Source organism: Saccharibacillus alkalitolerans (assembly GCF_011090185.1).
Classification (GTDB): domain Bacteria; phylum Bacillota; class Bacilli; order Paenibacillales; family Paenibacillaceae; genus Saccharibacillus; species Saccharibacillus alkalitolerans.
Window position 1 is genome coordinate 45,543 of the sequence record NZ_JAAFGS010000011.1, and the last position, 26,781, is coordinate 72,323.

Here is a 26,781-nt window from a genome sequence, read left to right on the forward strand (position 1 = left end):
CTATGGAGGAACGACAACTATGACGATTTTTCAATTTCCGAACGACTTCAAATGGGGAACGGCCACGGCCGCTTACCAAATCGAAGGAGCCGCGAAGGAAGGCGGACGCGGTCCGTCCATCTGGGATACGTTCTCCCATACGCCCGGCCGGGTCTATAACGGCGATAACGGGGACGTGGCGTGCGACAGCTATCACCGCTACGAAGAAGACATCGAACTGATGAAGGAGCTCGGCATTAACACGTACCGTTTCTCCATCTCGTGGCCGCGCATCATTCCGGACGGCGACGGGGAGATCAACCGCGAAGGCCTGGACTACTACCATCGCTTCGTCGACAAGCTGCTGGAAGCCGGCATCGAACCGTTCTGCACGCTGTACCACTGGGATCTGCCGCAGGCGCTTCAGGACGTGGGAGGGTGGGAAAACCGCCGCAGCATCGACGCTTTCGTCAAGTTTTCCGAAGTCATGTACCGCGAATTCGACGGCAAAATCAAATACTGGCTGACCTTTAACGAGCCGTGGTGCATCGCGTTCCTGTCGAACGTGATCGGCGTCCATGCTCCGGGCAAGCAGGATCTGCAGGCCGCGCTGGACGTCGCCCACCACGTGCTGGTCGCGCACGGCAAATCCGTGTCCAAATTCCGCGAACTCGGCGTGGACGGCAAGATCGGCATCGCGCCGAACGTCGCTTGGGCCGTTCCTTACTCCAAGAGCGAGGAAGACAAAGGCGCGGCGGATCGCAATATTCAAGTCTATTCCGATTGGTTCCTCGACCCGATCTACAAGGGCAGTTATCCGAAGCCTTTGTACGACTGGTTCGAGCAGTCCGGCCATGTTCCTCCGATTCAGGAAGGCGACATGGAGGCCATCGCGCAGCCGATCGACCATATCGGGATCAACTACTATTCGATGAGCGTCAACAAGTTCAACCCGAACGGCGGTTATCTGCAGATGGAAGAAGTGGACATGGGCCTGACCAAGACCGATATCGGCTGGCCGGTGGAGTCGAGAGGCCTGTACGACGTCATCCATTACCTGCAAAAATACGGCAACATCGACATTTACATTACGGAAAACGGCGCCTGCATCAACGACGACGTCGTGAACGGCAAAGTCAACGACACGCGCCGCATTTCCTACCTTCAGCAGCATATCGCCCAGATCCACCGCGTGATCGCCGACGGCATCAACCTCAAAGGCTATATGGCCTGGTCGCTGATGGACAACTTCGAATGGGCGGAAGGCTACCGCATGCGATTCGGCCTTGTACACGTCGACTACCGTTCCCTGAAGCGCACGCCGAAAGAGAGCTTCTACTGGTACCAGAACGTCGTAAAAAACAATTGGATGGAAACCCGCAAGGAGTAGCGTAGGGAACGAAGTTCCCAGCGGCTTGCGGGTACAGCGCAAGGAGTAGCGTAGGGAACGAAGTTCCCAGCGGCCTTGCGTGACAAATAACCACGGCAGCGAAAAGGACGCGAAAACCCGCGTCCTTTTCGGCATGCCGCAGCCGGCAGGTTAGCCGGATTGTTTAAACGGCCCTCAAAAGAGTTAATGGGAAGTAACCAAACGATTCGAGCCGCGGAAGCGGCATCAAAAGAAGGGGGCAGGACAATGAACCGCGAAGCGAAGAACACCAGAGGTCTCATGCTGGTTGCGACCATCATCTCCATTGTCTTGATGGTTATCGGAATCGTGATGATCGTCATGGATCTGGGCAACTTTAGCGATAAAAGTTATCCGGTCATGGTCGGTATCGGATTTATCGTCGGCAGTATCATCATCTACGGCCTCAGCCGGGCGGTAGGGATGGCGCAAATGCGCAAGGAAGAAGGCAAAGGCAAGGTCGAAAACTGACGGGTTACGGACGCAAGCCGTTTTTGTTGGGCGTTATCCCCGAATGGGGTTCCGGGAGGAATCGATTCGGGGATTTTTAATGCGTTTTTCGGAAAAAGAAGGGGATAAGAACGGAAGTTGGAGCATTTTTCCCGGAAATGTGAGATATGTCACAGAAGTGTCGAACAAAACGATTTTCCAAGCAGGCAAAGGGCGAACGAATGGTCGATAATAGAGGAAAGACAGGCAAGAAGGAGGGGAGAGGGACCGCAGAAAGATGTTTAGGATCGGACCTGAAGACGTTAAAGGCTATTAAGAGTATATAAAGGAAGAGAAAAATTAAAAATTGAAATAAAGTGAGGGGGGAGCAGAAAAATAGTCGGTTATGGAAGGAAAGTAAGATGGTTGAATATGGCCTTTTTCAAGGCTCAATATCACCAAACAAACCGGATAGTTTGACATCTTTGTTAACAAAGTCAAAACTTTTCGAAAAATCTGTTCATTTCTGTTATCTTTAAGTGTAGAATCAAAGTTGCGTTTTATTGTGTGAAATGCTTATCGAATGACTTGAGCGTTCAACAAGGAGAGGGGATCTACATGAGCAAAAAACGAAGATCGCTCGTTCGTGCAGCTTTCTCGGCCGTCACTCTTGTTCTGACGATGCTGCTGCTCTCGGGCTGCGGGAACTACATGGTTCTCGATCCGAAGGGACCGATTGCGGAAAAGCAGCTGGACCTGATTATCATCACCACGTTACTGTGCTCGGTTATCATCGTGCCGGTGCTGATTATCACGTTCGTCATTGTTTGGCGCTATCGGGCCAGCAACAAGAAAGCCGATTATAAGCCGGAATGGGCGCACAACAACCTGCTGGAAACGATCTGGTGGGGAATTCCGATTGTCATCATTATCGCTCTGGCAATCGTGACGGTTCGTTACACGCACGAACTCGAGCCTTCCAAGGCGCTGGCTTCGGACAAGGATGAAGTCGTCATCCAAGCCGTGTCGCTGAACTGGAAATGGCTGTTCCTCTATCCGGAAGAAGGCATCGCGACAGTCAACACGATCACGATTCCGGAAGGACATCCGGTTCGCTTCGAACTGACGGCGGATTCGCCGATGAACTCGTTCTGGATTCCGGAACTCGGCGGACAGATCTACGCGATGTCCGGCATGTCCATGGCGCTGCATCTGCAGGCCGACGAGCCGGGAACGTACTTCGGTACCGGCGCGAACTTCACCGGCGAGCACTTCGCGAACATGACGTTCGACGTCAATGCGACGAGCGAAGAAGAGTACGAGAACTTCATCGCCGAAGCAAAAAGTTCTCCGGAGACGCTGACGGCGGAGTCGTACGAAGAGCTTTCGAAGCCGACCGAGAAGGAAGAACCCAAGCTGTACGCTTCGTTCCCGAACGGCATCTACGAGAGCATCGTGACGAAATACATGCATGAAGGCGCCGAGCTGCACGAACACGGCAGCGCTTCGGCCGGAGAAACGAACGGAGCGGCTACGGCCGACGCCAACAACGCGGACTCGGAAGATCATTCTTCCTCGCATAGCGGGCATTGATACCCGGCTTTGGCCGCCTATTAAGCCCCGGACATTCAACGCAACGAAAGGAGCTCCCTAATGCTCGATAATATCAAAGAGTTCGCATCCGAGTTTTTTGTAACGGGCGACCCGCTCATCTATGGCGCGGACGCGTCCATCGTACTGGCGACGCTCGGGATCGTCTTCGTACTGACGTACTTCAAAAAATGGGGCTGGCTCTGGAGAAACTGGATCACGACCGTCGATCACAAGAAGATCGGGATCATGTACATCCTGGCCGCTATCCTGATGCTCTTCCGCGGCGGCGTGGACGCCGTCATGATGCGGACCCAGCTCGCTTTTCCGGATCTGAACTTCCTGGAACCGGAACATTATAACCAAATCTTCACGACGCACGGCGTCGTCATGATCTTCTTCATGGCCATGCCGCTGATGTTCGGTCTGTTCAATATCGTCGTGCCGCTGCAGATCGGCGCGCGCGACGTCGCTTTCCCGTATCTGAACTCGCTCAGCTTCTGGCTCTTCTTTGCGGGTGCGATGCTGTTCAACCTGTCGTTCGTCATCGGCGGTTCGCCTGACGCCGGCTGGCTGGCTTATCCGCCGCTGTCCGGTTCGCAGTTCAACCCGGGCGTCGGCATGAACTTCTACATTTGGGGTATTCAGATATCCGGTATCGGCTCGCTCGCGTCCGGTATCAACTTTATCGTCACCATTCTCAAAATGCGCGCTCCGGGCATGACGATGATGAAAATGCCGATGTTCACCTGGTCGGTATTCGCCGCTTCGACGACGATCATCTTCGCCTTCCCGATTCTGACGATCACGCTGCTGCTGCTGTTCATGGACCGCTTCTTCGGCGCCCATTTCTTCACGCTCGACGGCGGCGGCAACCCGATGATGTATATCAACCTCATCTGGATGTGGGGTCACCCGGAAGTGTATATCGTCGTCCTGCCGGCCTTCGGCGTCTTCTCGGAAACGGTCGCGACCTTTGCGAGAAAACGGCTGTTCGGCTACGCTTCGATGGTATTCGCCATGGTTATCATCAGTATCATTTCGTTCTTCACTTGGGCTCACCACTTCTTCACGATGGGCTCGGGCGCGAACGTTAACGCCTTCTTCGCCGTAACGACCATGATCATCGCGATTCCTACAGGGGTCAAGATATTCAACTGGCTGTTTACGATGTACAAGGGCAGGATTACCTTCCCGACTCCGATGATGTGGACGATCGCATTCATTCCGGCGTTCGTCGTCGGCGGGATGACCGGCGTTATGCTCTCGGTCGCGCCGGCGGACTTCCAGTTCCACAACAGTTACTTCCTGATCGCCCACTTCCACCAGGTGCTGATCGGCGGCGTCGTATTCGGTTACTTCGCGGGTCTTTACTACTGGTGGCCGAAGATGTTCGGCTTTAAGCTGAACGAATACCTCGGCAAATGGGCTTTCTGGTTCTGGAATATCGGTTTCTACGTCTGCTTCATGCCGCAGTACCTGGTCGGCCTCGACGGCATGACACGCCGGATCAGCGTCTTCAGCGATCCGAACTGGACGGGACTGAACGTCGTTTCGACGATCGGCGCTTACCTGATGGGTATCGCCTTCCTGTTCCAAGTGGCGCAGATCGGCTACAGCATCTTCCGTCACGAGAAGGACACGACGGGCGATATCTGGGATGCTCGTACGCTCGAGTTCTCGATTCCTTCCCCGGCGCCGGAATACAACTTTGCGGTTATCCCGCAGGTTCACAGCCGCGACGAATGGTGGGAAGAGAAAGAACGCCGCAGACGCGGCGAGAAGCCTTGGCAGCTCGGACCGATCGAGCCGATCCACATGCCGAAAAACTCGGCGATCCCTGCCATTATGGCCGCATGTTGGTTCGTTCTCGGTTTCGGCCTCGTCTTCCACTGGCTGTGGATGGCCATTCCTGGCCTGATCGGCGTATTCATTTGTTTGTATGCTCGTTCCTTCAGCGCCCACAAAGCGGAATACTACATTCCGGTTGAGGAAATTGAAAGAACCGAAGCTACGTTAAGAGGGGGCGCGGTATAATGGCACAGTCTCCGGCACACGGCACGGATCACCACGATCATCATCACGCTGCGGGTCATCACGACCCGCAGGATATCAAACTGCTCGGTTTCTGGATCTTCCTCGTAACCGACGTTATCTTGTTCGCAACGCTGTTCGCGACCTTTATCGTGCTTCGCGGCGGCACCGACGGTTTTGAAACGGGCGCGGAATTGTTCAACATGACGGGCGTCATCGCCGAAACGTTCCTGCTCCTGACAAGCAGTTTCACCAGCGGTCTGGCCGTTCTGGCCATGCACCAAAACAAAGTCAAGCCGATGATCACCTGGCTCGTCGTTACCGGACTGCTCGGCGCGGGATTCCTCGCGCTCGAATTGATCGAGTTCGTCGAACTGGTGCATGAAGGCGCGACGCTGCAAACAAGCGCGTACTGGTCGTCCTTCTTCACGCTCGTCGGCACGCACGGCGTACACGTTACGATCGGTATCGGCTGGATGATTTCGATCATTATCCAAATCCTTCGCCGAGGCCTGAATTCGGATACGAAGGGTAAAGTTACGGTATTCAGCTTGTACTGGCACTTCCTGGACGCCGTCTGGATCTTCCTGCTCTCGATCGTGTACCTGATGGAGGTGATGTAAGATGGCGGATCACAACAACACGCATAACAGCCATGGCGGAGAACGTCACGAGCACGGCTCGGTCAAGTCCTACGTCATCGGCTATATCATTTCGATCATTCTGACGATCATTCCGCTGGTCGTCGTCATGAACGACATGATGGGCCGTACCGCAACCATCGCGGTTATCATGGTCACGGCGACGCTGCAGTTTTTGGTTCAGCTGGTCTTCTTCATGCACATCCGCGACGGCGAACAGCCTCGTTGGAACGCGATCACGCTCGTATTCGGCATTCTGATTCTGCTGACGATCGTTATCGGCTCCATCTGGATCATGGGCAACAACCAGATCGGCATGAGAATGTAGAGAGTCGCCCCAGGCAATTCTTTCCGCAGTATGTTTTACGAAAAAGAGTCCGCATTCGCGGACTCTTTTTTTTGCTGCGTAAGTCGACGGTTAGGACAGCATAGGGAACGGAGCACGACAAGAACGACCTAACACGAAAAAGCTCTGCCCGAAAATAGCGGGCAGAGCTTGAACCGAAGCCGGCGTCCGATCAGGAGAAGCGGTACAAGCGAACGCCGTGCGGCGGAACTTCGGCCCTCAGCGCGTCTTCCGACAGCGCTGCCGAAGCACCGCTCCAGAGTTCCAGGCCGTCCTGATATCCTTGCAGCCCGGCCTGCTCAAGACCAAGGTCGAACGATCGGGCTTCGTCGCCGATGTTGAACAGGGCGGCATAGCGCTCTTTATCCGGACCTTCGGCCGTCCAGAGGATCAGGTCTCCTTCGCGCAGCGCTTCCCGCGCGCCGCGGCTTTCGCGATGCATTCGCAGCACGTCGCGGTTGGTCAGCAGAGACAGCGTCCAATCGTCGCAGTCCCGCAGCTCGCCGCCGAAGATCAGCGGAGAACGGAAAATGCTCCACAGCGACATCATCGTCAGCTGCTCGTCGCGGGTAAAGCGGGTCCAGCGGTCGGATCCGCCGCCGTCGACGGACCGTATGCCGATATGGCCCAGCGGCAGCATGTCACAGTCCGGCCAGCAGCCGGGCTGCGGCACGCCCTGCCAGGTCCGGCAGCGATCGAACATGTCGAGCAGCAGCGGCCACAGATCCCAGAAGTCGTCCGTGACGCGCCACATATTGGCGTGTTCCGCGAAAAAGTCCGCATACTCGATCGGAGCGGGTCCAGGAGACAGACTCAGCACCATAGGACGGCCGCAGCGCTTGATTGCCCGGGAAATGAGCTCGATCTCCGGCTGATGGGTATCGTACAGCCGGGAAGCCGCGATGTCGTCTACTTTAACCAGGTCGACGCCCCACTGCGCGTAAAGCTCGAACAACGAATCGTAATATGCTTGAGCGCCTTCCTTGGAAGCATCGACGCCGTACATGTCGGTGTTCCAGGGACAGATGGAATTGGGGTGCGCGATGTCCCGCGCCGTCGCGGACGTCTTCAGGATCGGGGAAGCGGCATGAACGGCCTGACGCGGAACGCCGCGCATGATGTGAATGCCGAATTTAAGTCCCAGTCCGTGCACGTAATCGGCCAGCGGCTTGAATCCCCGTCCGCCCGCAGCGGAAGGAAAACGGTTCTCGGCCGGCATCAGCCGCGAGTGTTCGTCCATGATCAGGGGAACAAAAGGCCGATACTGCGAAGAATTGGCATACGGCTCATACCATTGAATATCCACCGTAACGTACTGCCAGCCGAATTCTTTGAGATGCCGAGCCATATATTCCGCGTTGCCGCGAACTTCTTCTTCCGTTACGGCCGCGCCGTAACAATCCCAGCTGTTCCAGCCGAGCGGCGGAAGAGGGGCTGACAGTTTATGATCCATAATGAATCTCCTTTGATCGTCATTGATTTTTATTGCTCATGCACTTTTATAATAGCGGAGCAATGAAACCGTATCCATAACGATTTTGATTCGGAACTTGTACGATATTGCTCTCCCGGAACCTTCGCTGGCCAAGCCGTTCAATCCAGGAAAAGTTTGCGGTACAGCAGGCTTTCGCTGCCGTGACGAAATTCGCCGGGCGTCAGTCCGGTCATCCGGCGAAAAGTTTTGATCAAATAACTTCCGCTCGAGTAGCCGACCCGCTGCGCGATATTCTCGATGCCCAGCTCCGTGCCCCGCAGCAGTTCCATCGCTTTTTCGATACGAATTCGTGCGAGATACACCCCCGGCGTCATTCCGACAGAGGAAGAAAAGCGCCGGATCAGATGGTATTTGGACAGTCCGACATGTTCCGCCAGCTGGTCGATGCTGACCATGTCCGCATAATCGCGTTCGATGAATTCGGCGGCATGCCGGATATTCTCGGGCCAGTTCGAGCGGCTGCGCGAATTTACGACCTGCGCGCGAACCAATTCGGTCATGAACTGATATACGCAGGAGGAGGCAATCAGCGGATCGGAGATTCTCCCCGCCGCTGCATCGGTCACGATCATGCGCAGCATCCGGACCGGCGCGCTGTCGGAGGACAGCCGGGGAACGATGCCCGCTTCGCGCCGGTATTTTTGCCAGTAAGGCAGAATCGTGTCGGGCCGGAACAGCAAAAACAGAAAGGTCCACGGCGCTTCGGCCGACGAATCGTAGTAGTAACGGTGCGGACCGGGAATTTCGGCGAGAAAAGCCTGTCCGGCCGAAATGCGGTGCTTCCGGCCTTCCGCTTCGTATACCCCTTCGCCGGACAGCGTATATTGGAACAGCAGCAGGGGGCCGTCCGTTCGTCTCAGCCCGTCCCAATCGTAGTCGGATCGGTCCACCGTATCGCAGCCTACCGCAAATAAGCGGCAGAGCGGCAGCTCTTCGTGTTCGGTGAACCGAAATCCGTAAGTGCCTCTGGCAATCTCCATGATGCGCCTCCTTTCCCGGCCTCGTCTAAGCTTATGCGTATTCGCATTTGAAATTCGTGAACTCGGCTTCCGCTTCCGGCCCATAGGCGTAAAGCCCGATCAGCACGCCCGTGAAGCCTCCCGCGACTTCGGAAGACAGATAGCGGGTCTGAGCCGTTCCGAGCGAAATTTCCTGCCCGCCAACAACGACGGAGAAACGATAACGTTCGGCGTCCGAACGGACGATCAGCGTGGCCCGGCCTTCAATGGCGAGATCCGCCGTATGCTCGACGGATTTGATATCTCCGACATTCAGGCGTTCGATCGCCCGGAGTCCGGAAGCGTTCCGGCGAACCGCCAAGTCGTAGTGATGGTTTTCGTCCATATACAGCGTAATTCCTGCTTCGCCGTCCCCGCTCAGTTTGATATCGCAGGCGATCTCGGCTTCGAAATCTTTCTGCCGAATGCCGACAAAAGTCGGAGAAGCCGGCATATCCAGGGAGACTTCCGTGCCCTTCAAGACCAGCTTATCCGATTCCGTTCGGTAATTTTCCGCACGCGGATGGCGTAAATAACACCAATCCAGCGTCCAGTCCGTGCTGCCGAACGTCTCGACCTTGTTCTCGCGCTGCACGACCGTTTCGGGGATGCGATCGGTCTGGAACCGGCTCAGCACGGTGCCGTCTTGTCCGGCAGTAAACCATCCGTCTTCGCCGAAGGTCACCGGAGTCAAGAAAACTTCGCGCCCCAGATGGTGATAAGTCATCCAGCGTCCGATCTGGCGGAATCCCAAATGCAGCATCCACCAGTTTCCTTCGCCGTCCTGCACGAGGTCGCCGTGACCGACTCCCTGCAGCTCGTATCCGCCGAGATTGCGGTTGGTCAGCACGGGATTGGCCGGATACGCCTCGAACGGTCCGGACAGCGATTCGCCCCGCGCGTACACGACCATGTGGCCGTACTCCGTGCCGCCTTCCGCCGCTATCAGATAATAACGCCCGTCGATTTTGTACATATGAGGGCTTTCCAGATAACGTCCGCCGGCGCCCTGCCAGACGGAGCGGCTGGGCGAGCGTTTCGCTCCCGTCTCGATGTCGATCTCGCACTGCACGACGCCGCCGATCCCGTCGTCGCCTACCCCGTTGCTCATAAAGTAAGCCCGCCCGTCTTCAAAATACAGATCCGGATCGATGCCGCCTTGATCGACATAGACCGGATCCGACCATTCGCCGTAAATGTCGTCGGTCCACACGTAAAAGTTCTGGCGCGTCGTATCGTTGGTCGTCGTCATATAAAATCGACCGCCGTGATGCCGGATCGTCGGGGCGAATACGCCGCCGGAGCTGTTGACCCCGCCGAGCCGAACCTGGCTTTCGCGGGTCAGACAGTGTCCGATCTGCGTCCAGTTAATCAGATCTTTGCTTTCGAAGAGCGGGACGCCGGGAAAATAGTGAAAGGAGCTGCAGACGAGATAATAAGTGTCTCCGGCTCTGCATACGCTGGGATCGGGGTAAAAGCCTTTGACGACGGGATTGCTGTAATTCATTCCGCACCTCTTTTTCTGAATTCATATTTTTATGAATTGTAAATTTATCGCGACTAAGCAAATTAAACAGTATCCTCGGAAAGCTTACAATATGATAAAGTTGGATCAGCCGCTAAAATCAATTCAATGAATATAATTGTGAATTCAACAGGCGGACGGAGGAGAAGGCCATGATCAAAGCGAACGGCAGAGCCGAATTTATGCCGCTGTACGAGGCGCTGGCGAGCGAGGTAAGATGGAAAATGATGAGCCTCATTGCCGAAGGCGAAATCAATGCCAAAGATCTTGCGGCGAAGATGAATCTTAGTCCGTCGATCGTGACCCTGCATATCCGCAAGCTGGAGCAGGCGGGGCTGATCGGAAGCCGCCGGGTTCGATTGAACGGCGGCACGCACAAGCTGTGTTTTCTCAAGCAGAAAAAGATCGAAATCGAACTTCCCTCCTCCCGCGAAGAGTCGAAAGTAAGGGAGCAGACGATCGCGATCGGTCATTACACGGCGTTCGACGTGTATCCCACCTGCGGGCTGGGCACACTGGAGAAGGAAATCGGCGTCTGGGACGATCCGCGCTACTTCCTCGATCCCGAACGGGTGCAGGCCGCGATTCTGTGGTTCGGACGTGGATTTGTCGAGTATAAGACGCCGAATTATCTGCTGCCGGAACAAACGGCGGAGGCGATCGAGATTTCGATGGAGCTGGCTTCGGAAGCCCCGGGCCTGCGCGACGATTGGCCCTCGGATATCGGCATTGCGTTCAACGGCATCTTTCTTGGCACCTGGACCAGCCCGGCCGATTTCGGCCGCGCCGCGCGGGGCAAATACACGCCGCCCTGGTGGCACCGGAACGTGAACCAGTACGGCCTGTTGAAAACGATCCGGATCGACGTCGCAGGCACTTTTATCGACGGGGAACGCTTATCGGATATCACGGTGGAGGACATTCGGCTGGGAGAACCGTTTTGGACGCTGCGTTTCGAAGTCGACGAGCAGGCGGCCAACGTAGGCGGACTGACGCTTTACGGGGCGGGCTTCGGCAATCACGATCAGGATATCTTGATCCGCGTTCATATCAGCGACAGCGAAAAGGAAGGGAAAGAATGAGCGAAATGAAAAGATTCAAAGCGACCGGGGAATACGTGAAAAAGCTGGGCAGAACTTATGAATATAACGATGCATTGTGGTTGGGGTTGTCGGGGAGCGGAGCCGCTTTTTCTTTTACCGGCAAAAAAGCGGAGATCGTTCTCAAAGGCGATAACGTCGCGCCGGGCAGCGTGAATTTGGCCAGAATCGGGATTTACGTGAACGGAGCGCGGGTGATCGACGATCAGGTCGATCAAGCGCTCAAAACGTACACCGTGTTCGAAAGCGATACGGAGCAGGAAGTGAGCGTTCAGATCGTGAAACTGTCGGAGGCGGCGATGTCGACGGTCGGCATTTTGGAGATCGGGGTCGAGGCCGCGGACGGTATTAAGCCGGTGGCGGACAAGCCGCATCGCATCGAATTTATCGGCGATTCCATCACCTGCGGTTACGGGGTAGACGAGCAGGAGGGCGAAAAGCCTTTTTCGACCGCGACGGAGGACGTGACGCAGGCTTACGCCTATTTGGCCGCCCAAGCCGTGAATGCCGATTACAGTATGGTTTCGTACAGCGGCTACGGCATCATTTCGGGCTACACGGAAAACGGAGAGAAGCTGCTGACGCATCTGCTTCCCGATTATTACACGAAGCTGGCGAAGTCCGAAGGCCGATTGGACGGCGTGCTGGACCCGCTGGAGATCGAGTGGGATTTCGCGGCGTTCGCGCCCGATCTGATCGTGATCAATTTGGGAACGAACGACGACTCTTACGCCGGGGATCATCCGGAGCGGCAGGCGGAGTTTGCGGAACGCTATACCGAATTTTTAAAAACGGTCAGACGCCAAAACGCCCATGTTCCCATTCTCTGCACGCTGGGAATGATGGGCGATCGGCTGTATCCGTTTGTCGAGCGGGCGGCCGCCCGTTATAGCGAAGAGTCGGGCGATTCCGACGTGTCCGTCATGAAATTCGACGTGCAGCGGGCGGAAGACGGATACGGCGCCGACTTCCATCCTTCGAAGCGCACGCATGCCAAAGCGGCGGAGAAGCTGGCGCGGCGCATCAGGGAGATTCTCGGGTAAAGAAACGCGGCTGCGCGGCACGGTTCACAAATTGGGCTTTTCCGCCGCGGCCGGCCGGAATACCCAGACTTTGCTGAGCACGTAGTTGAACGCCATGCCGGGAACGGTCACGAGCACTTTGGCCGTCCAAACGGGCATGAACAGATCGAGCAGGGCAAGCAGCAGCGAAGTCAGCAGGGCAACGGTCGCGTTGACGACCAGGAAGCGAAGCAGCTCTCCTTTTTGTCTCGGCTGATCGGTCTTGAACGTCCATCTCCGGTTCCAGTAATAGCTGTTCGCGGTGCCGGCGGCGTAACCCGCGGCCTGGGCAAACGGTCCGATCAGACTCTGCAGCAGGAAAAAGACGACGAAATCGACGACCGTATTGGAAACGCCGACGACGGCGAAACGCAGGGGACGGGCGGAGTCTTGCTTCATTTTGAGCGGCACCGGACTATTCCTCCTTCTTCATATCGTAAAGCTGATAGCTGTGTTCCAAGCCCAGCGCGTCGGCGACGCGGCCGATCGCGCCGGTTATGGAAGAGGAAGGGGACGCGTTTTCGTCCGTCATCCTGCCGGCGGGCCGGTCGCTCCCCCGCATCGCGTTCCAGGCGGATTCGGGGACCGGTGCCGCGTTCTCCTGTATCCAGCGGGCCAGGGGATTGTTCGAAACATGCGTTTCGCTGAGCAGCGCGTAGCGGACCTCGTCTTTGCGAACCTTGTCCCGGAGTCCTTGAATGTCGAGGGCCGGATCGACTCCCTTGAATCCGCCCCAGGCCAGCACGGGCTTGCCCGTCTGAATGATAAGCGCGTCCGCGCCGCTGTTGGACGAGGGCATGGCCGCGATGTACTTGGCATTTCCTTGATGGCGGAGCAGGTAATCGACGAGCGCTCCGTTCAGCGGTTCGCCGTCGCGGCTCCAACTGCCGCCGCCTTCCGCCAAATGAGGCGAAGCGTAAGGCTGACGGGCGCTGACGCCGTACAGGGCGGGAGTCAACGACCAATAGATCGGAGCCGCCATAAGCGCGGCAAGCCCGCAGGCGAAGGCCGCTTTCAACGCGAAGCGGCCTTTTAAGCGTCGGCGCAGCGGCGCAAGCGCAGGCAGCAGGGCCAGAACGCCGAGAGCGGCGACGGTCAAGGCGATGCGCGGAAGTTCGTCGTCGAAGGCGATGTAAGCGGCCGTACCGAAGGCGACCGCCCAGCCCGGCAGCAGCCAGGCAAGGCGCGGCGACCGCATCAGCTCGGCGAGCGCCGCGCCGGAGAGCGCCGCGATGCCCGGCGCCAGCATGATCAGGTAATAGCGGTGGAAGTATCCCGCCATGCTGAACACGACGATCATCGGCAGCAGCCAGACGGTCCAGAGCAAAATTTCAGGCCGCCGTTCGGGACGGCGGAACCAGAGCATGACTGCGCCCAGCAGCGCGAACGGAAGCAGCCAGGTGATCTGTCCGGCCAGCTTCGCGTCCAGCAGCCGCAGCGGTCCCGGCGGCCCGTCTTCGCCGACCGAGCTCATCGTGCCGGCGCTCGAAGCCGGAGCGAAGCCCCGGGCCGGACGTTCGGACGCCTTGTCGTCCGCGGAAAAAGCGTCCGAGCTTTTCTCTTCGCTCTTCAGGCGGCCATCCAGGCCGCCGGGCAGAGCCGGAATCAGGCTGGCCTCCTGTCCCGCGATCTTGGCCGCTTCCGGCGACAGCGACACGCTGCCGCTCAGATTGCCGGTCAGACGGCCGATGCCGTTGTAGCCGAGCGCCAGCTCCAATACGGAGTTGTGCAGGCTGCTGCCCACGTACGGCCGCCGAGCTTCGGGCGTCGTATCGACCGCGGCCGCCCAGGATAACGAGACGAGCGCGAGCACCGCGGTGGCGGCGGCCAAGCGCTTCAGCGTCCGCTGCCAAGGAAGCCTGCGCGCCGCCAGCACGAACAGATACAGGGCCGGCAGCACGAGGTAGGCCTGCATCATTTTCGTGTTGAAACCGACGCCTACCAGAGCGAATGCCAGGCACAGCTGCCCCAAGCTGTCCGTACGGACGGCGCGGGTCAGCACGTGAACGGCGAGCATAAGGAAAAATACGAGCACGCTGTCCACGTTGTTCGTTCGGCTGACGGCCGCGGCGATCGGAGTAAACGTCAGGATCAGCGCGGCCAACCGCGCCGCCGTTCGACCGAACGACGGCCGGACCGTCAGGTACAGCAGAATGACCGAACCGGCGAACGCCAGCGCCGAAGGCAGCGCCAGGCTCCAGGAATGGAGCCCCAGCAGCTTGACGCTGATCGCCTGCAGCCAGAAAGCGACCGGCGGCTTGTCGATGGAGATAAAGCCGCCGGGATCGAACGAATTGTAAAAAAAGTTATGTAGGCTCTGGGTCATGCTGGTTACGGCGGCCGTGTAGTAGGCGTTCAAGTAACCGGATTTTTCAATATTATACAGCGATAAAAAGAGAGCCGCCAGCGCAAGCGCCGCCGGAACGGGATCGATATTTTTTAGCCTTCGCAAGTCCACTTGAAACTCCCTCCGAACCGAAGATCGGCGGCGGACCTCTAAGCCCGGCCGCTTTTTCCCCGTCTAATGATACTTTTAATTATAACGCCGAAGCATGAAAAGAAACTGAAAGCAAGCTTAGCGCCAGCTGAACGGAAGCCGCCCGCCGACTGTTTTGGTGGGAGAGGAATACCGGATTTTTTTTCGAAATGGGTATACAAAGTGTGTAAAATGAACTAATATGAACCCATATAAACGTTCACTTCGTATCTCACCGTTTTATCCAACTTCAAATCGAAAGGATGAATATTGTGGAAAACCGCTATGTTTCGCATCCGAACGACGTCAAAAGTTTCGATACGACCCGCCTTCGGGAGGAATTTCTGATCGAGACGCTGTTCGCGCCGGATCAGCTTGTAACCGTTTACTCGCATGTGGACCGTTATATCGTCGGCTCGGCTGTCCCCGTCTCGAAGGAGATCAAGCTGGAAGTGGATCTGAAGCAGATCGGCGCGGACTTTTTCCTGGAGCGCCGCGAAGCCGGCATCATCAACGTGGGCGGCGAAGGTTCGGTGACGGCGGACGGCGAGGTGTTCGAAGTCGGCAAAAACGAATGTCTGTACGTCGGCCTCGGCGTCAAAGACGTGACGTTCAAGAGCGCGGACGGCGGAAGTCCCGCGAAGTTCTATCTCGTATCCACCCCGGCGCACAAAGCGTATCCGACCAAAAAAGCCGGTCAGGGCGAAGCGATCAAAGCCCATCTGGGCAGCATCGACAGCTCCAACGAGCGCACGATCAACAAATACATCCTGCCGGGCGGCATCGAGAGCTGCCAGCTGGTCATGGGCATTACGGAGCTCGAGCCGGGCAATATGTGGAACACGATGCCGTGCCACACGCATAACCGCCGCTCGGAAGTGTATCTGTATTTCAATATGCCGGAAGACGCCGCGGTGTTCCATTTCATGGGCGAACCTCAGGAGACGCGTCACCTGGTCGTGCGCAACGAGCAGGCCGTCATTTCCCCCAGCTGGTCGATCCACAGCGGCGTCGGCACGAACAACTATACGTTCTGCTGGGCGATGGCCGGCGAGAATCAGGTTTTCGACGATATGGACGCGGTGGATATGAAGGACTTAAAATAGATCCTAACGACTTTTTTCGGAATAGGAGCTATATCCAGACATGAACGCACTCAAACGGCACGAAAAAATCATGGAAATTTTGATCGAGCGCCAGGAGGTCGGGGTGGGCGAACTCAGCTCGATGCTGGAAGTCACCGGCAAAACGATCCGCGAGGATCTGGCGAGGCTGGAGGAAAAAGGGCTTCTGCTGAGGGTACACGGCGGCGCGATGCTGGCCCAGAACGACCAGTTCGGCATCCTGTCGTCGAAGGGGACGGGCGATAAGCACGCCGCGGAAAAAGCGGAGATTGCCGCCCGCGCGCTGCGCTATATCGAACCCGGCGACATCATCGCGCTGGACGGCGGGAGCACGACGCTGGAAATGGCCCGGCAGCTCGAGAACGTGCCGCTGACCGTGGTGACGAACGACCTGTTCATCCTCAGCGAACTGGCGCGCAAGGACAATATTCGGCTTGTCGTGCCGGGCGGGGAGCGGGTGCGCAACGTGCTGATCGGTACGGGCAGCGCGACGTTCGTCGAAGGCCTGAACATCAGCAAAGCGTTCTTGTCGGCGACGGCGCTTCATCCGGAGCTCGGCGCTTCGATCTACACGGGCGACCTGGTTCCGTACAAGAAGGCGCTGGTCAAAACGGCGCGCAGGGTGTACGGGGTCATCGAGCATCAAAAGTTCGGCAAGTTCGCGCTGTGGACGTTCGCGGCGTGCGAAGAGATGGACGTCATTGTGACGGACGGCGGGCTGGACCCGGAGCAGAAAGAGCTTTTTGCACGGAAAAACATACGGCTGGACGACGGAAGCGGCGCACCGGAGAAGCAGGCATAATCGCCCTATCGGTCCGGCAACATTTCGGGAGGAAAAAAGATGAGCATGTTCGATCTCAGCGGAAAAGTCGCGTTGGTCACGGGAGCGAGCGGCGGGCTCGGGCAGGGAATGGCGCTTGCGCTGGCGGAAGCGGGCGCGGATATTATCGCCGTCTCGTACACGTCCTGTTCCGACACGGCGGAAAAGGTGCGTGCGCTCGGGCGCAAAGCTCACGACATTCAAGCGGATCTCAGCAAGTCGGAAGAGCTCGAAGACGTCGTCGCCCGCTGTCTGGAGTTTGAGGGCCGCATCGATATTTTGATCAACAACGCGGGCATTATCCGGCGCACGCCGATTTCGCAGCACAGCTGGAAAGATTTCGACGAGGTGCTGGACATCAACCTGAAAACGGTCTTTTATCTGACGCAGCTGGTCGGCAACCATATGGTCGAACGCGGCAGCGGCAAGATCATCAATATCGCTTCGATGCTGTCGTTCCAAGGAGGCATCAACGTTCCCGGTTACACGGCCAGCAAACACGGCGTAGCGGGATTGACCAAAGCGTTCGCGAACGAGTGGGCGTCCAAAGGCGTGCAGGTCAACGCGATCGCTCCGGGCTATATGTCGACGGACAACACCGCGCCGATCCGCGAAGACAAGGAACGCACGGATTCGATCACGGTGCGCATCCCGGCGGGACGATGGGGCACGGGCGAAGACGTCGGCGGTCCGGCGGTGTTCCTGGCTTCGGCGGCGGCCGATTACGTGAACGGCCATGTGCTGTGCGTCGACGGAGGCTGGATGATCCGCTGACGCCGAACCGTTCGGCGAAAAGGCACGGATGAAGAAACGGAAACGAGACGCAGGACCATAATTCCGATGAGGGCCGCGAACGGCGAAGGCGGGAGCACTTCCGCCTCGCCGCCGCGGCCTTCTGTCGGCTAAGGGAGGAAAGGCGAATGAAACTTGGCATTCTGGCGCATACTTACGGCAAGCTGCCTGCGGCCGAACTGGCGCGCAAAGTCGCGGAAGAAGGCTTTACTTCGGTTCAGCTGGCGCTGCTCAAAGCGATCGGGGATATCGACTGCTCGCCGGGCAAATTGAGTCCCGGGTTGGCGAACCATATCGCTGAAGCGTTCGGACGCGAAGGGGTGCGAATCGCGGTGCTCGGCTGCTATATCGATCCGGTGCATCCGGACTCGACCGTTCGGCGTGCCGAGATCGACCGGTTCAAGGAACATCTGCGTCTGGCTCGCGATTTCGGCTGCGGGATGGTGGCGACGGAGACGGGATCGATCCGGACCTACAGCGAATCGCATCCGTCGAATTACGAAGAGCACGGCTGGAGCGTTCTGCGGGAGACGATGTCGGAGCTGGCGGAAGAAGCGGAAAAATGGGGAATCAAGCTTGCGCTGGAACCGGTCGCCGGACATACGCTGCATTCGCTTGAGCATTTTCGGCGGCTGCTGAGCGAAGTGCCTTCCTCTTCGATCGGACTGCTGTTCGACGCGTGCAACCTGCTGAACGAGGAGCGGCTGCCCAAGCAGGACGAACTGATCCGGGACGCGTTCGATACGCTGGCGGACCGGATGGTACTGATCCACGCCAAAGATTTGGACTTCGGCGAAGGCGGCCACTGGGCCGGCGGCGGACAGCCTAGGCTCGATCGTCCGATCGGGGAAGGGCTGCTGAACAAAGACTTGCTGTACCGCCTGCTGAAAGAGCGCAAGCCGCATATCGATATCTCGATCGAAGGCGTGACGGCGGAGCAGGCGAAGCGTTCGGCCGATACGCTGCGCCGGCTGTATGCGGAAGCCTGAGCGAATTGCGCCGAATGCACGGTTATACTCCGACGCAGCCGGGTAATGGGCCCTAAACCCAAGATTACGGCGAAAAGGAGAGGGATCGGATGACTCAAGATCTGCAGTCTTCGGAACAGTTTCTCGTCGCGCTGGTGACCGGCGGAGTCAAAGGCATCGGCCGAGGCATCGCTCACGTGTTGGCGCAAAAAGGTTATCGCATCGCTTTGACTTATCATTCCAGCCTCGACGACGTGGAAGAGATGACGCGGGAATTGAAGCATATTTACGGGGCGGAGCCTTTCGCCATGCAGAGCGACCTGACGCAGCCCGGCGAACCGCGCCGGGTCGTCGAAGCGGTGTTGGAGCATTTCGGACGGATCGACCTGGTCGTCAACAACGCGGGACAGAGCACGATGAAAGAGCTGACCGAGCTTGAAGAAGAGGACATCGCCTGGATGATCGGTTTGGATTATACGGCGCCGATCGTGCTGTCGAAGTATGCCGTCCGGTCGATGATCGAGCGCGGCATCAAAGGCAGCGTCCACTTTATCACATCGTCCCGCGGCGAACGCGCCTATCCGGGGGACAGCATCTACGGCGGCATGAAAGCCGCGCTGATCCGCTCCTGCGCTTCGCTGGCGCTGGAATGGGCGCCGCACGGCATCCGCACCAACTGCATCGCGCCCGGCGCGACCGTCAACGACCTGGAGCAGGACGCGCGGACGGAACCGCTGGGCCGCAAGATCCCGTTGGGCCGTCTCGGCACGCCTTCGGATATCGGGGAAGCGGTCGCCTGGCTGGCCTCGGACAAGGCTTCCTATATTACGGGCATCAATCTGCGGATCGACGGCGGCCTGATTCTGCCCGGCATGCCGGAAGACACGTCCGAGGAAGCGGGCTACGGCTGGGGCGTGGTGTATCCGAAAGAAGACTGAAGAAGGGGCGCGGATAACGGCCTGCTTGAGCAGACGATTCATATCGGCACGGAAAACGACGGAGACGTCCGCACGCAAAACGGACGTTTCCGTTTTTTGCTGCAGACAGTAGGATATCGAATATGTAGATCACGCTAAAAACCCACTATTCGGATGGGGATTTAAATTACGCTCTTTTCATTCTTATTCATTTATGTAAGAATAGAACCAAGTAACGCTTTCAAGAGCTAAAGAATCGGAGTGTCCGCCAAGGCCTTCTCATCCAGAATCCGCTTCTACCCGACAGGACAGTCCACCGTTTTTCGGCGAAAAGCCGACAGTTGCCCATATGCCCAAGGAGGAATCGGATATGACGGAAGAAAGAAAGCTCGCTTTTGAGACGCTCGCCGTACACGGAGGGCAGGAGATTGATCCGGTAACGGGAGCCCGCGCCGTGCCGCTGTACCAGACTACTTCGTACGGGTTCCGCGACACGGAACATGCGGCGAACTTGTTCGGGTTGAAAGAATTCGGCAACATCTATACCCGGCTGATGAATCCGACCAGCGACGTGTTCGAGCAGCGGATCGCCGCGCTGGAAGGCGCCGCCGGAGCGCTGGCGACGGCATCGGGCCAGGCGGCGATCACGTATTCGCTGCTGAACATCGCGGGAGCGGGCGACGAAATCGTATCGTCGGCGAGTCTATACGGCGGTACATACAATCTCTTTGCGGTCACGCTGCCGAAGCTCGGCATCAAGGTGCATTTCGTCGATTCCAGCGACCCGGAGAACTTCCGCCGCGCCATCAACGAGAAGACCAAAGCCGTTTATGCGGAAACGGTCGGCAATCCGCGCGGGGACGTGCTGGATATCCGGGCGGTAGCCGACATTGCCCACGAGAACGGCGTTCCGCTGATTGTGGACAACACGTTCCCGAGCCCTTACCTGCTGCGTCCGATCGAGCACGGGGCGGATATCGTCGTCCACTCCGCGACCAAATTCATCGGCGGTCACGGCACGTCGATCGGCGGGGTCATCGTGGACGCGGGCAAATTCGACTGGGCGGCAAGCGGACGCTTCCCGGGGCTCACGGAGCCGGATCCGAGCTACCACGGCGTCGTCTATACGGAAGCCGTCGGGCCCATCGCTTACATCATCAAAGCCCGTGTGCAGCTGATGCGCGACTTGGGGGCAGCCATTTCGCCGTTCAACTCCTGGCTGCTGCTGCAGGGACTGGAGACGCTGCATCTGCGCATGGAGCGCCACAGCCAGAACGCGCTGGCGGTCGCCAAGTTCCTGGAGAGCCACGAACGGGTGGAATGGGTCAATTATTCCGGACTGCCGAGCCATCCGTCACACGAACTGGCGCAGAAATATCTGCCGAAAGGGCAGGGCGCGATATTGACGTTCGGCATCAAAGGCGGAGTGGAGACCGGCCGCAAATTGATCGAGAACGTCAAGCTGTTCTCCCACCTGGCCAACGTAGGCGACTCGAAGAGTCTGATCATCCATCCGGCGAGCACGACGCATCAGCAGCTGGGACCGGAGGAACAGGAAGCTTCCGGCGTGCTGCCCGGCATGGTTCGTTTGTCGATCGGCACCGAGGCGATCGACGACATCCTGCATGACCTGGAGCAGGCGATCGCGGCTTCGAACGCACACTGAACCGGCTGTCCCGGCGTGCTTAAGGCTGTCGGAGCAAGGCCTTGCAACCGCTCCGTTTCATGAACGGCCAACCGTGTTTTTCGCTTAGGCGAAAAGCACGGTTTTTTTATAGGCGGCGAGAGGAAGGCAGAGATTCGCTTTACTTTTTCGGAATAAAAGAGTACGATTCGAATATAAGTTGCCCTTGACCAATAAAATTGAATATAGGAAAAATGAGTCTCATTCTCATTTAACACATGCTGCTCCGGAACCTCCGGAGCAGCATGTGTCATTTTAGGGGCAGTCGGAATAACTCTCATTCTCATTAAAAGGAGGCAGAATCATGTCGATGCAGACGATTGGCAGCAGGAATCTGACGGGGAAAAGAACGGGCGCGGACAGCGGACCCAAATTCTTCGGAAAAAAGAAGAGAGAAAAAGGGGCGTCGCTGCGTGAGCTGGCCGCCCATTCCGAAGTGCAAAAAGCGCTGGGCAGCGGCCTGCTGATGCTGGCCGCCTGGGGAATGGCGCATGCCGGGATCGAAGCGGCAGCCGCGGTGCTGTATGTTTTTTCCTACGGTCTCGGCGGCTGGGGGAAAGCCCGCGATGCCGTCCGCAAATTGAAAAACGAACGGGAGTTGGACGTCAATCTGCTGATGGTGGCGGCCGCGCTGGGAGCGGCCGCCATCGGATATTGGAACGAAGGAGCGCTGCTTATTTTCATTTTCGCGCTCAGCGGCGCGTTGGAGAGCTTCGCTTCCGATCGAAGCGGACGGGATATTTCCGAGCTGATCGCGATGCGGCCCGAACGCGCGCTGAAGATTGAAGCGGGAACGGTGCGGAAAGTCGAAGCCAATGAGCTGAGAATCGGGGACCGGGTCCTCGTTCCGCCCGGAGAAATCATTCCGGCGGACGGATGCGTGATCGGCGGACGCTCTTCCGTCGATCAGTCTTCCATTACGGGAGAGTCCGTTCCCGTCGACCGGAGCTTGGGAGACGGCGTGTACACGGGGACCGTCAATGGAGAAGGGGAGCTTCGCATCGAAGTGACGCAGGATGCGGCGGATACGCTTTTTGCCAAAATGATTCGCATGGTCGAACAAGCCCGCGAAGATTCGCCGCCTTCGCAGCGTTTCGTCGAACGCTTCGAAGCCGTGTACGTTAAGGCTGTGCTGGTCGCGGCATCGCTTCTGATCGCGCTCGGCCCGTGGCTGTGGGACGGAAGCTGGCAGACCGCTTTTTACAAAGGCATGGTCTTTCTGGTCGTTGCTTCGCCCTGCGCGATCGTGGCTTCGATCATGCCGCCGGTGCTGTCCGCGATGTCGGGCGCCGCGCGCAGAGGCGTGCTGTTCAAGGGCGGAGCATGCGTCGATAGACTGGCCGGCGTTCGAGTCGTCGCTTTCGACAAGACCGGTACGCTTACCCAGGGCAGACCCGAGCTGGTAGAGTTTATCACCGCGCCCGGGGTGGAAGAGAACGAGGTGCTGCGTTTCGCCGCGTCGGTCGAGCGGTATTCTTCCCATCCTTTGGCGCAGGCTGTCGTGCGGGCGGCGGAATCGCGCGGATTGAGCCTGCCGCAAGCCGAGCGGCCGAGCGAGCGTCCGGGTTTCGGGGCGGAGGCTTTCATCGGAAACGAACGGTGGGGCGTCGGCCGCCTGCCGTACAGCATGGAAAGCGGAAAGGCGGGGGAAGGAGCGGCTGCCGAAAAAGCGGAAAAAGGCATACGCCGCTTCGCTGCGGAAACGGCCCGCTCGGAAGACATGCCGCGGAACGACTCGGCTTGGTGGGAGCCTGAACGGGAACGACTGCGCGCCGAAGGGCGGACCGTGTCTTTCGTGCGGCGGGAAGGAGAAGCGGTCGCGCTGCTTGCGCTGAGCGATCGGGTGCGTCCCGAAGCGCGCGAAGCGGTGGATCAGCTTCGCGGGCTGGGGATCGAATCGGTCATGCTGACCGGCGACGGAACCGGGGCGGCCGCTCATATGGCTCGGGCTGCCGGCATTGAGCAGGTGTTTGCCGGACTGCTGCCGGAAGACAAAGTCGGCCGCATCCAGGAACTTCGCCGACGTTACGGCCCCGTGCTTATGGTGGGCGACGGAGTCAATGACGCGCCGGCGATGGCGGCTGCCGACGTCAGCATGGCGATGGGGATTCGGGGCAGCGGGGCTGCTCTGGGAACGGCCGATATCGTGCTGATGCGCGACGAAGTCCGTGCCGCAGCCGGCGCCGTGCGGCTCGCCCGCCGGGCCGAACGCGTAATCCGGCAGAATCTGGCGTTTGCCACGGCCGTCATCCTGCTGCTGATCGCCTCCAGCTTGTCGCTGGGCATCGCGCTGCCGTTAGGCGTCGTCGGCCATGAGGGCAGTACGCTTCTCGTTTTGTTAAACGGATTGAGACTGCTTCGTTCCAAGAAGTCGTTTCATTAAATCTTCATTTTTATGGCAAGAAATTCAACTTGACACAATCAATTGGAGACAGCATAATGAAACTACATTGTAATAATTATAAATTAGGAATGACTGAGAAAGAGGAGGATCACTTTTATGTATAAATCGATCATCATCGGTACGGGCCCGGCCGGATTGACCGCCGCCATCTATCTGGCGCGCGCCAACATGAGCCCGCTCGTTATCGAAGGCCCTCAGCCGGGCGGACAGCTGACGACGACGACCGAAGTCGAGAACTTCCCCGGCTTCCCGGAAGGCATCATGGGTCCGGAATTGATGGACAACATGCGCAAGCAGGCGGAACGTTTCGGCGCCGAGTTCCGGACGGGCTGGGTCGAGAACGTCGACCTGTCGGAGCGCCCGTTCAAGCTGAACGTTGACGGCATGGGCGAACTGGTGACCGACACGCTGATCATCTCCACCGGCGCAAGCGCCAAGTACCTCGGCATTCCGGGCGAAGAAGAGAACGTGGGCATGGGCGTCAGCACCTGCGCGACGTGCGACGGATTCTTTTTCCGCGGCAAAGAAATCATCGTGGTCGGCGGCGGCGACTCGGCGCTCGAAGAAGCGAACTTCCTGACGCGCTTCGCGACGAAGGTGACGCTGGTGCACCGCAGAGGCGAACTGCGCGCGTCGAAGATCATGCAGGACCGCGCCCGTCAGAATCCGAAGATCGAATGGGCGCTCGACCGCACGCCGCTCGAAGTGGTCAAAGGCGAGAACGGCCTGAAAGGCCTGCTGGTCCGCAACAACGAGACGGGCGAAGATCAGCTGATCGAAGCCAGCGGGGTATTCGTCGCGATCGGGCACCATCCGAACACGGGCTTCCTGAACGGCCAGATCACGACCGACGAGAACGGCTACATCGTCGTGACCCCGGGCACGAGCGAAACGAACGTCCCTGGCGTCTTCGCCTGCGGCGACGTGCAGGATACGCGCTATCGTCAGGCGATCACGGCTGCGGGAAGCGGCTGCGCGGCGGCTATGGACGCGGAGCGTTTCATCGAAAGCCTGGAGTTCGCGGAAGCTGCGGCGGAAGCGGTCCTGTAAAGACGGAATCGGGCAGGGCGTCGCGGATTTTTTCCCGGCGTTCTTTCGTTCCGGCCGATTTGCACAGGTTTCGTCACGGATCGGTTTTGTGTAAAGCCGAATAGACGTTATAATAAAGAAAGCCGATAGTAAAAACATATTGAAAAGGTGGAGAGACAATGACGACGGCAATCGTATACACAAGCACCAACTGCCCGCACTGCAAACAGGTGAAGAGCTATCTGGACGGCAAGGGCGTCGCTTACGAAGAGCGCAACATCGAACAGAGCGACGATTTCGCGCAGCAGGTCTGGGATATGGGACTGCGCGCCGTTCCGGTAACGGTCATCGGCGAAGCGAAAATCGTGGGCATGAACAAGCTGCAGCTCGAAAAAGCGCTGAACGCGTAAGTTCGGCCGCGATCGTTCCGGCTTCGCCGCGAACGGATAGAGCAGGCACATAAGAAAAGGCGAAGCCTCGGGGCTTCGCCTTTTTGAGCTGCTTATGCGGAGACGGCGGGCAAAGAAGCCTTTACCGGGAGCGTCCCGCCTAGAGCGATACGCGCACCCGCCCGAGAAACTGAGAGACCGCCAGATGCGCCGCTCCCAGCAGGGCCGATCGGCTGCCTAATTCGGAAAAGGAGACGGCCAGCTCGCGTCTGTGATACGGAAGCGCCCGCTCCGCGATCGTCGCCAGCATCGCCGGTTCGATCCATTCTTTCGCTTCGGTCAGGGGGCCGCCCACGACGATCTTTTCCGGGTTGAAGCCGTTGACGAGATTGGTGACGCCGATACCGAGCCGACGGCCGATTTCCCGGTACATCTCGAGCGTGGCAGCGTCTCCTTGACGCGCATATTCCGCCAGTTCCGGCGTGGTGAGCGCAGGCAGGGAGGAGGGGGAAGCGGCGTCCCGTGCGCGAACATCTGCATCCCCGCTCCCTTCGGCGCTTCCGCCCGCCGCCGGAGCATAAGCGTAAGCGCGTTCCGACGCGTACAGCTCCCAGCAGCCCCGGCTGCCGCAGCTGCACAGCCGGCCGTCGCTTTCGATCGACATATGCCCCGTTTCGCCGGCGTAGCCCCAGGCTCCCTTGTACAGCTGCCCGTCGATGATCATGCCCGAGCCGATGCCCATGCCCGCGCTGACGTACACGAGATGGCGCACATGGCGGCCCGCCCCGTATTCCCGTTCTCCCGCCGCTCCCGCGTTGGCCTCGTTGTCGACGACGACGGGCACGCCGAATTCTTTTTCCAGCCGGGCGCCGAGATCGACGCCTTCCCAGCCCAGATTGGGCGCGTAGAGAATCGTACCCGATTCGTCGACCATGCCCGGCACGCCGATGCCGATGCCGACCACGCCGTGCGGCGTATCGGGCGCTTCTTCAAGCAGAGGGCGCACGGCTTCGAGGATGACGGCAAACGCCGTATCGGGATCGTGCCGACCGAGAGGCGCGCTTCGTTCCAGCAAAATGCCGCCTTTGAGGTCGGTCAGAGCCGCTTTGACCAGCGTAACGCCGAGCTCGATCCCGATCGCGCAGCCGGCGGCTCCGTTGAAGAGCAGCATCAGCGGCTTGCGGCCTCCGCTGGATGCCCCCAGCCCGGTTTCTTCGACGAGCTTCTGCTCCAGCAGTTCCAGCGTCAGGTTCGACACGGTCGCTTTATTCAGTCCCGTCCGTTCGGATACGTCCGTTCTCGACAGCGGCCCGTTCCTGCGAATGGTATCCAGCACGATCGATTTATTCAATTTCTTGACGAGCGCCTGATCCCCCGTTACTCTCATTCCGATTCCTCCATCCGTACCTGTGAACCTTTATCATAAGCGAAGCGCGCGGCAAAAAGAAGACGTTCCGACGCTCCCCCTTTATTTTTTCGGCTGATTTGATAGCGTTATCAATCTTTATTCTAGCGTACAAAAACTTTTCCCGAAAGACTTAGTTTATCCGATAGACAAAGTTTTTTGGATGT

23 protein-coding genes are annotated in these 26,781 nt (G+C 58.3%); 17 read left to right on the top strand and 6 right to left on the bottom strand.

Annotated features, from left to right (window positions below; all coding sequences use genetic code 11):
• Positions 1 to 19: 19 nt before the first annotated feature.
• The 6 genes from GYN08_RS21355 (at position 20) to cyoD (ending at position 6,409) form a co-directional block, all read left to right on the top strand.
• Positions 20 to 1,369: a GH1 family beta-glucosidase gene (locus tag GYN08_RS21355; protein ID WP_166279016.1), complete on the top strand. Its 1,350-nt coding sequence runs from the start codon at positions 20 to 22 to the stop codon at positions 1,367 to 1,369.
• Between the two features lie 246 nt (positions 1,370 to 1,615).
• On the top strand, positions 1,616 to 1,858 hold the full coding sequence (locus GYN08_RS21360; RefSeq protein ID WP_166279019.1) for a hypothetical protein: 243 nt from the start codon (positions 1,616 to 1,618) through the stop codon (positions 1,856 to 1,858).
• Positions 1,859 to 2,434: 576 nt separating this feature from the next.
• Complete coding sequence (cyoA, locus tag GYN08_RS21365; RefSeq protein ID WP_166279022.1) at positions 2,435 to 3,409, top strand: ubiquinol oxidase subunit II; 975 nt, start codon at positions 2,435 to 2,437, stop codon at positions 3,407 to 3,409.
• Positions 3,410 to 3,469: 60 nt separating this feature from the next.
• On the top strand, positions 3,470 to 5,443 hold the full coding sequence (locus GYN08_RS21370) for a cbb3-type cytochrome c oxidase subunit I (RefSeq protein ID WP_166279025.1): 1,974 nt from the start codon (positions 3,470 to 3,472) through the stop codon (positions 5,441 to 5,443).
• Positions 5,443 to 6,063 (top strand): cytochrome (ubi)quinol oxidase subunit III, encoded by a 621-nt coding sequence (locus tag GYN08_RS21375; protein WP_166279028.1) that lies wholly within the window; start codon positions 5,443 to 5,445, stop codon positions 6,061 to 6,063. The genes GYN08_RS21370 and GYN08_RS21375 overlap by 1 nt, the downstream gene beginning before the upstream one ends.
• 1 nt (position 6,064) lies before the next feature.
• On the top strand, positions 6,065 to 6,409 hold the full coding sequence (gene cyoD, locus GYN08_RS21380) for a cytochrome o ubiquinol oxidase subunit IV (RefSeq protein ID WP_166279031.1): 345 nt from the start codon (positions 6,065 to 6,067) through the stop codon (positions 6,407 to 6,409).
• Between the two features lie 190 nt (positions 6,410 to 6,599).
• Here the strand turns inward: cyoD and GYN08_RS21385 are convergent, their stop codons facing one another.
• The 3 genes from GYN08_RS21385 to GYN08_RS21395 all read right to left on the bottom strand — a co-directional run bounded on the left by GYN08_RS21385 (position 6,600) and on the right by GYN08_RS21395 (position 10,427).
• Positions 6,600 to 7,880 carry a glycoside hydrolase family 27 protein gene (locus GYN08_RS21385; protein WP_166279034.1) on the bottom strand — a complete coding sequence of 427 codons (1,281 nt, stop codon included), beginning with the start codon at positions 7,878 to 7,880 and terminating at the stop codon, positions 6,600 to 6,602.
• A 140-nt stretch (positions 7,881 to 8,020) separates the two neighbouring features.
• On the bottom strand, positions 8,021 to 8,902 hold the full coding sequence (locus GYN08_RS21390) for an AraC family transcriptional regulator (RefSeq protein ID WP_166279037.1): 882 nt from the start codon (positions 8,900 to 8,902) through the stop codon (positions 8,021 to 8,023).
• 31 nt (positions 8,903 to 8,933) lie between these two features.
• A complete protein-coding gene (locus tag GYN08_RS21395; RefSeq protein ID WP_166279040.1) occupies positions 8,934 to 10,427 on the bottom strand; it encodes a glycoside hydrolase family 43 protein in 1,494 nt (497 codons plus the stop codon).
• A 170-nt stretch (positions 10,428 to 10,597) separates the two neighbouring features.
• Between GYN08_RS21395 and GYN08_RS21400 the strand changes: the two genes are divergently transcribed.
• Positions 10,598 to 11,527 carry an ArsR/SmtB family transcription factor gene (locus GYN08_RS21400; RefSeq protein ID WP_166279043.1) on the top strand — a complete coding sequence of 310 codons (930 nt, stop codon included), beginning with the start codon at positions 10,598 to 10,600 and terminating at the stop codon, positions 11,525 to 11,527.
• On the top strand, positions 11,524 to 12,588 hold the full coding sequence (locus GYN08_RS21405) for an SGNH/GDSL hydrolase family protein (protein WP_235946428.1): 1,065 nt from the start codon (positions 11,524 to 11,526) through the stop codon (positions 12,586 to 12,588). The genes GYN08_RS21400 and GYN08_RS21405 overlap by 4 nt, the downstream gene beginning before the upstream one ends.
• A 24-nt stretch (positions 12,589 to 12,612) precedes the next feature.
• Here GYN08_RS21405 and GYN08_RS21410 read toward each other — a convergent pair whose 3' ends face one another.
• Positions 12,613 to 13,017 carry a GtrA family protein gene (locus GYN08_RS21410; RefSeq protein WP_328802991.1) on the bottom strand — a complete coding sequence of 135 codons (405 nt, stop codon included), beginning with the start codon at positions 13,015 to 13,017 and terminating at the stop codon, positions 12,613 to 12,615.
• Between the two features lie 4 nt (positions 13,018 to 13,021).
• Positions 13,022 to 15,064 (bottom strand): glycosyltransferase family 39 protein, encoded by a 2,043-nt coding sequence (locus GYN08_RS21415; RefSeq protein WP_166279046.1) that lies wholly within the window; start codon positions 15,062 to 15,064, stop codon positions 13,022 to 13,024.
• A gap of 290 nt (positions 15,065 to 15,354) precedes the next feature.
• Here GYN08_RS21415 and kduI point away from each other — a divergent pair, with 290 nt between their 5' ends.
• The 9 genes from kduI (at position 15,355) to GYN08_RS21460 (ending at position 25,230) form a co-directional block, all read left to right on the top strand.
• Entirely contained in the window at positions 15,355 to 16,188 is an 834-nt protein-coding gene (kduI, locus tag GYN08_RS21420; protein WP_328802992.1) for a 5-dehydro-4-deoxy-D-glucuronate isomerase, read from the top strand.
• A 40-nt stretch (positions 16,189 to 16,228) separates the two neighbouring features.
• Positions 16,229 to 17,008 (top strand): DeoR/GlpR family DNA-binding transcription regulator, encoded by a 780-nt coding sequence (locus tag GYN08_RS21425; protein WP_166279052.1) that lies wholly within the window; start codon positions 16,229 to 16,231, stop codon positions 17,006 to 17,008.
• Positions 17,009 to 17,047: 39 nt separating this feature from the next.
• Positions 17,048 to 17,800, top strand: a complete 753-nt coding sequence (kduD, locus tag GYN08_RS21430; RefSeq protein ID WP_166279055.1) for a 2-dehydro-3-deoxy-D-gluconate 5-dehydrogenase KduD — start codon at positions 17,048 to 17,050, stop codon at positions 17,798 to 17,800.
• Positions 17,801 to 17,946: 146 nt separating this feature from the next.
• Positions 17,947 to 18,807 (top strand): sugar phosphate isomerase/epimerase family protein, encoded by an 861-nt coding sequence (locus tag GYN08_RS21435; protein WP_166279058.1) that lies wholly within the window; start codon positions 17,947 to 17,949, stop codon positions 18,805 to 18,807.
• Positions 18,808 to 18,896: 89 nt separating this feature from the next.
• Complete coding sequence (locus GYN08_RS21440; protein ID WP_166279061.1) at positions 18,897 to 19,724, top strand: SDR family NAD(P)-dependent oxidoreductase; 828 nt, start codon at positions 18,897 to 18,899, stop codon at positions 19,722 to 19,724.
• Positions 19,725 to 20,052: 328 nt separating this feature from the next.
• On the top strand, positions 20,053 to 21,369 hold the full coding sequence (locus GYN08_RS21445; protein WP_268952905.1) for a homocysteine synthase: 1,317 nt from the start codon (positions 20,053 to 20,055) through the stop codon (positions 21,367 to 21,369).
• Between the two features lie 322 nt (positions 21,370 to 21,691).
• Entirely contained in the window at positions 21,692 to 23,770 is a 2,079-nt protein-coding gene (locus tag GYN08_RS21450; RefSeq protein WP_235946429.1) for a heavy metal translocating P-type ATPase, read from the top strand.
• A gap of 117 nt (positions 23,771 to 23,887) precedes the next feature.
• Positions 23,888 to 24,841: a thioredoxin-disulfide reductase gene (gene trxB / locus GYN08_RS21455; protein WP_166279067.1), complete on the top strand. Its 954-nt coding sequence runs from the start codon at positions 23,888 to 23,890 to the stop codon at positions 24,839 to 24,841.
• 158 nt (positions 24,842 to 24,999) lie between these two features.
• Positions 25,000 to 25,230: a glutaredoxin family protein gene (locus tag GYN08_RS21460; RefSeq protein WP_166279070.1), complete on the top strand. Its 231-nt coding sequence runs from the start codon at positions 25,000 to 25,002 to the stop codon at positions 25,228 to 25,230.
• 139 nt (positions 25,231 to 25,369) lie between these two features.
• Here the strand turns inward: GYN08_RS21460 and GYN08_RS21465 are convergent, their stop codons facing one another.
• Entirely contained in the window at positions 25,370 to 26,596 is a 1,227-nt protein-coding gene (locus GYN08_RS21465; protein WP_166279073.1) for an ROK family transcriptional regulator, read from the bottom strand.
• Positions 26,597 to 26,781 lie beyond the last annotated feature (185 nt).

What these genes read in the sequence shown, in the direction of transcription:
- GYN08_RS21355 (WP_166279016.1), top strand. Translation starts at nt 20, where the DNA reads ATGACGATTTTTCAATTTCCGAACGACTTCAAATGGGGAACGGCCACG.
- GYN08_RS21360 (WP_166279019.1), top strand. Translation starts at nt 1,616, where the DNA reads ATGAACCGCGAAGCGAAGAACACCAGAGGTCTCATGCTGGTTGCGACC.
- cyoA (WP_166279022.1), top strand. Translation starts at nt 2,435, where the DNA reads ATGAGCAAAAAACGAAGATCGCTCGTTCGTGCAGCTTTCTCGGCCGTC.
- GYN08_RS21370 (WP_166279025.1), top strand. Translation starts at nt 3,470, where the DNA reads ATGCTCGATAATATCAAAGAGTTCGCATCCGAGTTTTTTGTAACGGGC.
- GYN08_RS21375 (WP_166279028.1), top strand. Translation starts at nt 5,443, where the DNA reads ATGGCACAGTCTCCGGCACACGGCACGGATCACCACGATCATCATCAC.
- cyoD (WP_166279031.1), top strand. Translation starts at nt 6,065, where the DNA reads ATGGCGGATCACAACAACACGCATAACAGCCATGGCGGAGAACGTCAC.
- GYN08_RS21385 (WP_166279034.1), bottom strand. Translation starts at nt 7,880, where the DNA reads ATGGATCATAAACTGTCAGCCCCTCTTCCGCCGCTCGGCTGGAACAGC.
- GYN08_RS21390 (WP_166279037.1), bottom strand. Translation starts at nt 8,902, where the DNA reads ATGGAGATTGCCAGAGGCACTTACGGATTTCGGTTCACCGAACACGAA.
- GYN08_RS21395 (WP_166279040.1), bottom strand. Translation starts at nt 10,427, where the DNA reads ATGAATTACAGCAATCCCGTCGTCAAAGGCTTTTACCCCGATCCCAGC.
- GYN08_RS21400 (WP_166279043.1), top strand. Translation starts at nt 10,598, where the DNA reads ATGATCAAAGCGAACGGCAGAGCCGAATTTATGCCGCTGTACGAGGCG.
- GYN08_RS21405 (WP_235946428.1), top strand. Translation starts at nt 11,524, where the DNA reads ATGAGCGAAATGAAAAGATTCAAAGCGACCGGGGAATACGTGAAAAAG.
- GYN08_RS21425 (WP_166279052.1), top strand. Translation starts at nt 16,229, where the DNA reads ATGAACGCACTCAAACGGCACGAAAAAATCATGGAAATTTTGATCGAG.
- kduD (WP_166279055.1), top strand. Translation starts at nt 17,048, where the DNA reads ATGAGCATGTTCGATCTCAGCGGAAAAGTCGCGTTGGTCACGGGAGCG.
- GYN08_RS21435 (WP_166279058.1), top strand. Translation starts at nt 17,947, where the DNA reads ATGAAACTTGGCATTCTGGCGCATACTTACGGCAAGCTGCCTGCGGCC.
- GYN08_RS21440 (WP_166279061.1), top strand. Translation starts at nt 18,897, where the DNA reads ATGACTCAAGATCTGCAGTCTTCGGAACAGTTTCTCGTCGCGCTGGTG.
- GYN08_RS21445 (WP_268952905.1), top strand. Translation starts at nt 20,053, where the DNA reads ATGCCCAAGGAGGAATCGGATATGACGGAAGAAAGAAAGCTCGCTTTT.
- GYN08_RS21450 (WP_235946429.1), top strand. Translation starts at nt 21,692, where the DNA reads ATGTCGATGCAGACGATTGGCAGCAGGAATCTGACGGGGAAAAGAACG.
- trxB (WP_166279067.1), top strand. Translation starts at nt 23,888, where the DNA reads ATGTATAAATCGATCATCATCGGTACGGGCCCGGCCGGATTGACCGCC.
- GYN08_RS21460 (WP_166279070.1), top strand. Translation starts at nt 25,000, where the DNA reads ATGACGACGGCAATCGTATACACAAGCACCAACTGCCCGCACTGCAAA.
- GYN08_RS21465 (WP_166279073.1), bottom strand. Translation starts at nt 26,596, where the DNA reads ATGAGAGTAACGGGGGATCAGGCGCTCGTCAAGAAATTGAATAAATCG.